General features: G+C 44.0%; 7 protein-coding genes. 1 reads left to right on the forward strand and 6 read right to left on the reverse strand.

The window, feature by feature from the left end; all coding sequences use genetic code 11:
- The first annotated feature begins 187 nt into the window (after window positions 1-187).
- Window positions 188-1,153: a CfxA family broad-spectrum class A beta-lactamase gene (locus tag ACESPU_RS21495; RefSeq protein ID WP_373133652.1), complete on the forward strand. Its 966-nt coding sequence runs from the start codon at window positions 188-190 to the stop codon at window positions 1,151-1,153.
- 92 nt (window positions 1,154-1,245) lie between these two features.
- On the opposite strand, the gene ACESPU_RS21500 is transcribed toward ACESPU_RS21495, so the two are convergent.
- The 6 genes from ACESPU_RS21500 to ACESPU_RS21525 form a co-directional block, all read right to left on the reverse strand.
- Complete coding sequence (locus ACESPU_RS21500) at window positions 1,246-2,649, reverse strand: mobilization protein (RefSeq protein ID WP_373133653.1); 1,404 nt, start codon at window positions 2,647-2,649, stop codon at window positions 1,246-1,248.
- Window positions 2,650-2,872: 223 nt separating this feature from the next.
- Complete coding sequence (locus ACESPU_RS21505) at window positions 2,873-3,823, reverse strand: toprim domain-containing protein (RefSeq protein WP_177865714.1); 951 nt, start codon at window positions 3,821-3,823, stop codon at window positions 2,873-2,875.
- 231 nt (window positions 3,824-4,054) lie between these two features.
- Window positions 4,055-5,245: a primase-helicase family protein gene (locus ACESPU_RS21510; protein ID WP_022217652.1), complete on the reverse strand. Its 1,191-nt coding sequence runs from the start codon at window positions 5,243-5,245 to the stop codon at window positions 4,055-4,057.
- Between the two features lie 4 nt (window positions 5,246-5,249).
- A complete protein-coding gene (locus tag ACESPU_RS21515) occupies window positions 5,250-5,564 on the reverse strand; it encodes a helix-turn-helix domain-containing protein (protein ID WP_005797547.1) in 315 nt (104 codons plus the stop codon).
- Window positions 5,565-5,733: 169 nt separating this feature from the next.
- Entirely contained in the window at window positions 5,734-6,684 is a 951-nt protein-coding gene (locus ACESPU_RS21520; RefSeq protein WP_178269885.1) for a DUF6043 family protein, read from the reverse strand.
- 6 nt (window positions 6,685-6,690) lie between these two features.
- The gene (locus ACESPU_RS21525; protein WP_373133654.1) at window positions 6,691-8,028 is read right to left on the reverse strand and encodes a site-specific integrase; all 1,338 of its coding nucleotides are present in this window, start codon (window positions 8,026-8,028) and stop codon (window positions 6,691-6,693) included.
- Window positions 8,029-8,234: the final 206 nt, after the last annotated feature.

Here is an 8,234-nt window from a genome sequence, read left to right on the forward strand (position 1 = left end):
TCTGGGTACAGATTAAAAGGCTAAGTGATTAATTGTCAGTCACTTAGCCTTTTTAATTATCTGATTTTTCCCCACATTTTCCCCACAACTGTCTATTTATCTATTTTAGAAACATATTTTTCCGTAAAGTTATGTACCTTTGTCGGCAAATAAATATCCTCGTCAAACAAATATAAATAATATAAACATGGAAAAAAACAGAAAAAAACAAATCGTAGTTTTGTGTATAGCTTTAGTTTGCATTTTCATCTTGGTATTTTCATTGTTCCATAAATCAGCGACAAAAGATAGCGCAAATCCTCCTTTAACAAATGTTTTGACTGATAGTATTTCTCAAATTGTCTCAGCTTGTCCTGGTGAAATTGGTGTGGCGGTTATTGTTAATAACAGAGATACGGTTAAGGTCAATAATAAGAGTGTTTATCTTATGATGAGTGTGTTTAAGGTTCATCAGGCATTAGCTCTTTGCAATGACTTTGACAATAAAGGAATTTCACTTGATACCTTGGTAAATATAAATAGGGATAAACTTGACCCAAAGACTTGGAGTCCTATGCTGAAAGATTATTCAGGACCAGTCATATCATTGACAGTAAGAGATTTGCTGCGTTATACTCTTACTCAGAGTGACAACAATGCAAGCAACCTTATGTTTAAGGATATGGTTAATGTCGCTCAAACAGATAGTTTTATAGCCACACTCATCCCTCGTTCAAGTTTTCAGATAGCTTATACGGAAGAGGAAATGTCGGCTGACCATAACAAGGCTTACTCTAACTATACATCTCCTCTTGGTGCTGCAATGTTGATGAATCGTTTGTTTACTGAAGGTCTTATCGATGATGAGAAACAAAGTTTCATTAAGAATACGTTAAAAGAATGCAAAACAGGTGTAGATAGGATAGCAGCTCCACTTCTTGATAAAGAAGGGGTTGTTATAGCGCATAAGACAGGTTCAGGTTATGTTAATGAAAATGGCGTTCTTGCAGCTCACAATGATGTTGCCTATATATGTCTGCCTAATAATGTCAGCTATACCTTAGCGGTATTTGTTAAGGATTTCAAGGGAAATGAATCACAAGCGTCACAATATGTTGCGCATATATCAGCTGTAGTATATTCTTTATTAATGCAGACTTCGGTAAAATCTTAAACTGCACTTGCTTTGATAATTAATGATAAACAATCTAAAAGCACTCTGATCGTTATCGGAGTGCTTTTAGATTACTAATCAATTTGCTTCTATTACAATTTGAATCCTCTACTTTTTCTTTCTTCCTGTTGTGGCAGCCTTGTTCCGTATCTGAGCCTGTGCCATTGTTCCATGAACCAGTCGGCAATCGGCTTCCTGTTTATTGTCAGGTTCAGCCTGCTTTCATCGTCAGGGTCATTTTCCACCCTTAAAATATCATCCTTTATATCAAAGTTCCGTCTGTGTTGCTCGGAATAGATTTTACCGCTACATTTCAGGGCTTCTTTCTTGACCAAAAGACTTTCAGTCATTTCTTTAGTGAACCCCAGCATGGCACAGAACTTTTCCATGCGTAGCATTTCCCTGAACATCGGGAACCATCTGAAAGCCTTGTCTATGATTCTGGCGAGCCGTGACAGTTCTTTTTCCTTCATGTCAAGTTCCTGTCTGTGCATTTCCTTGAGATTGTGGATTTGCGTATCATGCTGTTTCTGCATCTGCTGTATCTGGCTCTGTAATTTTTCAATATTGGTGTTCCGTTTTGAAACCTCGTCTTGCAGTTTCTCGTTGGCATGTTCCAGTTCTTTCAGTTTTCCGCTTCCGAAAAGAGAAGCAACTCCGCTTGTTATGGCTGTCGCTGCCGTGGTGGCTGTCTTCTTTAGCTTGTCAGTGCGTATTTCTGATTTTACCTGTTTCAGTTCCTGTTCGGCAAGATTTATCTGTTCTTCTTTGTGCCGTTTGGCTGCATCCATGCGTTGCAGCTCGGCTTTCTGTTTCTCGATGATAAAGTCGTTACGTTCCAGATGTTCCTTACCTGTTACAGCCTTTGATTGCCCACGCTCCATCAGCAGGATGTCAGATGCCAAGGTCTGCATCTGCATCATGTCATCGTCATTAAGCTTTTGGCTCTTTCCGGTTTCGTGGTTCATCCAATCGAAAACGATATGGGCATGATAGTTCGGCTTGAACCATCTGTCCCCGACCTTGAAGCTTTCTCTGTCTTTCGCTTCCGGCTGACCGTTCAGCCAATGTCCTTCGTCCTTGTGCAGGAAGATTTGCAGCGGTGTGATTCCCCAGCGTCTTTGACATTCCTCACCGAATTTACGCACGTCTGCCAGTGTGGTGTCCGACCTGACAAGCAGCACTCCTTCACGTATGGGGGAGCATCCCGCAATTTTGACTGTCTTGCCGTTCTTGCCTTTGCGCTCCCGTTCCTTTTCCTGCATGGCACGTCCGGTCTTTTCCTTTACCATCTGTCTGATATTATCATAATGCGTCCGCAAATCCGGACTGCCGAAGTCAGGATTTATCCACTGCTCGTTATCGGTGGAGAGTTCAGGAACGACATAGATTCTGGACTCTCCGATGTTGCGCATGTATTCGGCAGTCCTTCTGTTGTGAGCCTCGCTCGATGCGATGTTGCAGGGCTTGATATGTATGCTTGATTTTGTTGCCATAGATACCTGTTTTTGGGTTTGTACTTTATTGCTTGCTTTTCCGCTGTCCGCAAACGCATGGGGTTCTTAGGGGTGCAACCCATAAGCGGAGATTGCAAAGAGAGGGTCACTCTTTGCTCTGGGTTCTCAGGGGAGAAACGCCCTGAGTGGGTTATTAGGGTAAAACCCTAATCCCCTCGGGAGAGCCCACAACTACGTAAGCGAAGCGTGTAGTTATAGTGGGCTATAACCGAAAGCCTCCCGGTTTATTGGGCGGTGTCTTCACTTTGATGGATTGAGCCTGTTTCTTTGTCTCTGCCCGTTTTTGCAGGTATTCGTTCAAATCCTTGCATCCGCTGTAAATGTGTGAAGCGTCACGTATATGTCTGGTATTGTCATACTCCTTTCTGATTTGCTGCAGGGCTTCCATTCCTGCACGGTCATTGTCAAGGAAACAGTGGATGCGTTCATAGCTGCCCAGCGGATAGAGTGCCTTGGAAACATTGGCAACAGAGTTCAGAACCATGTAGTCCTGTCTGTCGAAATCAGGGAATTGCGGACAGCTTTCAAGCCTTAGTGTCAGAAAGGAAAGGTAGTCCATGAACCCCTCAAAAACGTAACATGCTTTTCTCGGCTCTCCCGATTGTCTGATATGTGATATTTCTTTCGGTGCGATGCAGCCCTTGAAATATCGGTTGCGGATTTCATATCCACCCGATATGTTCGGAAAGGCAATGGCGAAATACCGTTTGCCGTTGTTGGTGAAGTGTGCCTCACGGCATTCTTTTTTCGCCAGTGCCGTATTTATCCCCCTTTCCTGCAGGTAAGAGAGCAGGGCAGGAGAAGACAGCTGCACGATGTCAAGTTGCTGGAAACTCGGCTCGGTGGCAGACTGCCTGCGAAAAGAGAAAGACACGGGACGGACATGCGGTGTCTGTTCCTCTATGCGTTTCAGGATATACGGAACACTCTCCGTTGCGTAGAGGTGTGCTGCCAGTGCGATGATGTTGCCGCCCTTTCCCAGACCGAAGTCGAACCATTGTTCACGTTCTGTGTTTACTTTGAACGAGGGCTCGTTCTCTTCCCTGAACGGGGATTTGTACCAGAGGTTTACCCCCTGCTGCTTTACTGGGAAATACCCCAGACTGTGCAGATAGTCTGCGATTCTTATCTTTTTTGCTTCTTCTGTTGTCATTTTCGTACGGTTTTGTGATGAGTGAAAAAACGATGATTTGATGAACTTTGCTTGTAATAAGCTGTTATATAGAATGGTAACACTTCATCATTTTTTCATCAGACTGCTTGCCAAAAAAGAAATGATGATTTCTCTTTTCATCAGCATTATATTCCGATGAATGAATGATGAGATTATATTATATTGTAATACAATGTGTTATATACCATATTCATCATTTCATCAAAATAATCATATAGCGGTCAGCTGTTCCTTGGTTATCGTGTAGAACCTTCCTGTCTTCCTTTTCGTCTCGTAGTGGCAGTCTCGGGTGGGGGCGATTTCATAGGCTGTGTAGGAAAGCGAGTTCGGTGCGGAAGTCAGCTTCCATACTTCCTGAACCACTTTCCGCACCTGATGTTTCTCTGCCTTTACCTGCGAATATATGAGCAGTGTCATGAGGTCATTCAGGCAGAATGATACGCTTTCCACATTCATGTTTGACATGATGTCAAGGAACAGTTCAGCCATTTCTATCTCCAGACGGTTTCGGTTGCTCCGGATGATTTTCTGCAGGGCTGCCGTATGTGTCAGCTTCGGATTGAACCACATACGGCTTTCCTTTTCCGTTGAAAGCTCCCTTTGCGTCAGGAAGAACAGGAAGGCAGGAATTTCCTCTTTCAGCTTTTGTAGGAAATTCGTGTCATCGTTCTGCAGCGGATTTATCTTCCTTACCCAGTATCGTGTTTCTCCTGCGTCAATGATAACAGGCAGATACTCGTTGTTTGAACACAATACGAACTTGGCGAAGAAGGCTATTTCCGTGCGGTCTTTCCCTTTGGCTTCCACCTTGTAATTGAAAGTGGTGCTCAGGTTTTTCAACCGCTCGCTGTCTTCCCTGCGGTTGAGCAGCACCTCGTCCACGACAATGAGCAGCTTTCCGGCCCAGTCGGAATTGAACTGGCTCCGGAAATCCTCGTTGGTGTTGAATGTCACGTTATCCCCGAATACGGCTTTCAGGAAATTAAGGAACGTACTCTTGCCCGTGTTCCTCTCTTCCGATACCAGCAGGAGTATGGGGAGTTTCTGCAACGGCTGCAGGAACAGCAGTTGCAGATAGTCCAGTCCCAGATTGTACTGCTCACCGAAAATGTGTAGCACCAGAGAACGTATGTTCGGGAAATCCCCTATCTGCGGAGTATGCTCTATCGGTTCGTACAGATTCAGGAAACCGTCAATTTCCTTCCGGTAGTTCAGATGGTCGGGAACGGTACAGAATCCGTCATACTTCGGGACGGTCGCAAGATAGTTCTTCCCGTAGTCCTGCCTGAGTGTGCTGTTGTTCCATATCACACGTCTTTTCTCATACCCTCCGCTGGCGCAGGGCTGGTTTACGACCTTGTACAGTGTCGTTCCCACACGCATGTATTCTTCCTCTTTCATAGGCTCAGATTGAAGGATTGCGTTCACCCAGGATTTTCTGTATGTCCGACTGTCGGTATCTGACCTTGTTCCCCACCTTTACGGGTTTCAGATAGTTCTTCTTTGCCCAGTGCCAAAGGGTGGTGTCGCACACGTCGCACATTTTCTTCACTTCCTCCTTTGTGAGGTACTTTTCCTTTCTCGCTTCCGCAATGGCGGTGGAGAGTTCATGCTTGGCACGGCTTATCAGCTGGTTTGAAAACATGAGCAGGTCTTCGCCTGTCACTTCCAGTTTGATGTTGCCGTTTCCGCTTTGGATAATTGCCATCAGGTCTGTCATAGGCTTGTTGAAACTGCCGGTTGTAAGACTTCCCGTTTCGGCAGTATTATAAACGAAAAGCCACTACCCCGATTAGGATAGTGGCACAAATATATAACGAAAAATAATCGTAAATCAATGGGTTTCAATGCGTTAAATTCGTAAAATCCAAAAACGAATTAAACGAGTTTCAAGCGGATAGATAAGCTTTCAATTCCTCTATGGCAACATGGTCTTCCCCGATGTCCTTTATCAGTTTTTTGCTGCCTCCGAAAGGTGTGGTAAGGTTCCTGTACGCTTTCTGTATTCCCCTTTCGTGTACGATGCTGAGGTCTGTATATTGCTGTTGCAGTGCGTTCCGGAAAGTCTTTATGGGACAAGGTCGCATGAAGCGGTATTCCACCAGTGCGATGTACAGTCGTGCGATGTCTGTTTCGGTCGTATGCGTTTTCAGCCTTGTTCCGATTCTTTCCAGAATGACATCCCTGTTCTCTATCAGCAGCTCCGGCAGGGTGCGTGTGTCGGCTTTTCGTCCGGCGCTCTTGGGCTGTCCTTGCTGCAGGCTGTCCGTATCTTCCGTTTCGGTTTCTTCAATGTCTTCTTCATCCTCAATAGACCATTCCACGAGGTTGTTTTCCTCAATGGCTTTCTGTTGCTTCCTGAAAGCCACCCAGTCCTCTTTGGTTCTCATGCCGCTGCTGATGCTCTTCTTGATGATGAACCTGACCATGTAGGAAACAAGCCATTTGTATAGTCCGGTAATACCTTTTCTTTTGGCCAGTTCCTCTCCCTGTTTCACCATGCACTCATAGCTCCGTCCGTAGTACAACCATGCGAGCATGGCAGGTATGATACTCCGCCTTTTTGAATGATGGAACTCGTTTACAATCTTTTGAGCAAGGTCAGAATCCAGAAGCACATTCTCCAGTTCCTCGAAATCGGAGATTTTGTCGTCTCCGATCCGTCTGCGTGTGGCTTCCTTGTATCTCGGTACCAAGGTTGTGGCAACCTTGAAAACCTTGACGAATCCCTTGAACTCCTTGTCGTTCATTTCTTCCACGAAAGTCGCATATTCATCGGGGTGGCTGTCAAGCCACTCCCTTATCAGTCTTTTGAAATTGTCATATTCCTGTTGTCCCATATAGGCTTAGTCTAAAAGTTTAACGAGGTCTTTCTTCATCTCTTCGTCAATATCCCTGTACCGTCTGAAAGCCTTGCTGCCTTCCTTGTGTCCCGACAGTGCCGAAACAAGATTCGGGTCTTTCACCTTCTTATAAATATTGCCGATGAAAGTGCGTCTTGCAAGGTGGCTGCTTGCCACTTCATAAAGCGGTTTTTTGACTTCATCACGTGTCAACGGGTCTAAGATAGTGACAATCCTGTCCACTCCTGAAAGTTTGAATATCTTTTTTATTGCCTCATTATATTTCTGTTCGGAAATGAACGGCAGGAGTTTTCCCTCATGTCCTTTATACCGTTCGAGAATTTCCTTTGCCTTTTCGTTCAACGGAACACGTACCGTTACAGGATTGCCCTCTTTGGTTTTCTTCGGTATGTATTCAATGGCTTCATTTACCACGTTCAGTTTGGTCATTCTGTACAGGTCGCTTACTCTGCATCCTATAAGTGTCTGGAAAATGAAGATGTCCCTCTGTATCTCCAGCTGTGGAGTGGCTGACAGGTCAGCATTGAAAATCCTGTCCCTTTCTTCAAGGTTGATATAAACAGGGGTTCCGTATTTGCACTCCTCTATCGGAAACTTGTCAAACGGTCTGTTGGCGGTCAGATTGTTGTCGAGGCACCACAGGAAGAATGTGCGTATTCTTGAAAAGCAGTCTATCAGAGTGTTTTTTCCACGTGGTTGCGGAGTTCTCTTTTCTGGAATGGCTTCATAAATGCTCGGGTACAATTCATAATATTGGTATTCGTTCTCGAAGAAGTCCCACATGTCCCGAAGAGTTTCGGGTGTGACGGTATCAACATCAAGAACAAATCCTTTTTGCCCTCTTTTTGTTTCCCGTACATACAGTTCATAACGCAATAAGGCTCTTTTTACCACCCTGAAATTCTTTTTCCTTACTTCCGATAACGGATGCTTTTCCAGAAAGCTGTCAAACAGCTCTCCGAAAGTCGGTTTGATGACAATCTCTTCCGGTGTGAAATACTTTTCAGGATGATAATATCTGTCTAAGGTCAGTTTCAGCCATTCTTTATCTACGGATTCTTTTTCCGTATGAAAGGATTTTTCCACATAGGTTTTCAGCTTTCGTATCTCTTCATTTATGCCAGTCCTTAAATCTTCGTTGCAGACAGCTTTTGTTTTTACGCACTCTGCTTTGTCATCCCACAGGTTGGGATTGATTGAAAGCTGGGTAGGAGCAACAGAATCAAGCTGTCTTCCATTTCTCAGACGGATATAAATAGTTGCGGTTGATTCGGTATCATACCGTTTGGCCGCTTTTTTAATGATGAAAGTTACTTTCATAGGCTTACAGGTTAAATATCTATCTGGATGCAAATATAGATATTTTCCCCACATTTTCCCCACATCTGCTAAATAATTTGCAATCGGATTAATTCGGATTAAAATTTAATATGATTGTAAATAGTTGATATATAGTTATATTGCTGTGTTTTTCTGCATTTTTCTTTTTACCCACATTTTCCCCACTTTAATTATTTCAAATGCGG

The organism is Parabacteroides sp. 20_3 (genome assembly GCF_964238835.1).
GTDB lineage: Bacteria > Bacteroidota > Bacteroidia > Bacteroidales > Tannerellaceae > Parabacteroides > Parabacteroides distasonis.